The sequence below is a fragment of the Moorena sp. SIO4A5 genome, from assembly GCF_010672005.1.
Taxonomy (GTDB): Bacteria; Cyanobacteriota; Cyanobacteriia; order Cyanobacteriales; family Coleofasciculaceae; genus Moorena.
Genome location: NZ_JAAHHZ010000384.1, coordinates 3,179 through 4,536, shown reverse-complemented (window position 1 = coordinate 4,536; position 1,358 = coordinate 3,179). Strand labels below are relative to the sequence as shown.

Below are 1,358 nucleotides of genomic sequence, written 5' to 3'. Positions count from 1 at the left end.
ACCAAGGAAATCGAGCGCCGTCGGAAAGCATTGACCGTGTAAGAAGTGCGGAAGGGGTCTCCTGCAATCCAAGGGTCTGTAAAGCTCAAATCGAACAATAGCTCTCGGGTTCCCAGCTGAAATTCTCCCCCTAAGGTCTGATTATTTCCCCCTAGATTTTGCTGTTGATAGCTCACGGTACCAAAAAAACCACTGGCAGAACTCAGACCTGCACCAGCCGCAATCGAGCCACTACTCTTCTCAATCACATCTACTACTATCACCACCTGGCGTGGGTCCGTACCGGGTTCAAAGGAAAACCTTACATCATCGAAAATGCCTAAACCAAAAACTCGCTGTAGGTCCCTTTGGGCTTTCTTCCGGTTAAATACACTACCGGATTTTAACTCCACTTCCCGGGTAATAATAAACGGGCGAGTATTACCCCCAACCGGTTCCTCCCGGTCAGTCATTGCTGGAATTGGGTTGCCATTTTCATCTACAATCGGGTTACCATCTTCATCGAGAAAACGCACCTTGACAGCTTCAATCACCCCTTCTGCCACGACCAAGGTGACTGTGCCATCCGGTGTGACTTGCTCAGCATCAATGACTTGAGCTAGGTCATAACCTTCTTCCTTATACCAGTCGTTTAATTGTTTGATTCCCTCTTGCAGGTCTCGCAGATTCAGGATTGAGCCATATTGCTCACTGAAGATTTCATTAATTTTTTCCTGGTTTACGATTCGTTGCCCTTCCCCTGGGGGTTCTGTTTTGACTGCCACCTGACGCAATACTGGGTTAGCTCTGACAATAAAGCTAATCCTAACTCCCAAGGGAGTATCTTCTGGCTGAACATCCACACTGGAAAAGAAACCTGTGGCAAAGATAGCATTCACATCTTCCTGAAGCTGAGAGCGGGTGGTTGCTCGTCCTGGTCGGGTTTTAATCACCCGATAAATTTCCTCTTCCAGTTGGGGAGGTGCGCCAGTAATCAAGACTTCTGCTACCAGTACTCGTACCTCCTCCGAGTCAGAAGGAGGCTCAGTTGAAGGGGGCTCGAGTTGAGTGGGTTCCGGAAGTTGCGATAGTTGATCTGTCCCAAAAGGAGGTGTTAATTGAGCACTCCCTTCGATGCTATCGATTGATAAAGGAGGTTGAGTTGAAGGGGGCTCCAGTTGAGTGGGTTCCGGGAGTTGGGACGGTTGATCTACCCTATTCGGAGGTGTTAGTTGACCAATCCCTTCGATGCTATCTGGTGATAGTTGGGGTGGGTTTGGGCTAAAGGAGGGTAACTCTGCTGTTGAAGAATCTACCGGAACCACTACTTTAGTTGGTTTAGTTGGTACTGCCACCTGGGTTGGTGAAGAATTCGACCC

1 protein-coding gene is annotated in these 1,358 nt (G+C 48.7%); it reads right to left on the bottom strand.

Features of this window, described 5'->3' with window-relative positions:
* Nucleotides 1-1,334, bottom strand: a 1,334-nt coding sequence (locus F6K57_RS37510; RefSeq protein ID WP_293073436.1) for a POTRA domain-containing protein, incomplete at its 3' end; no start/stop codon positions are given.
* Between the last annotated feature and the right edge of the window lie 24 nt (nucleotides 1,335-1,358).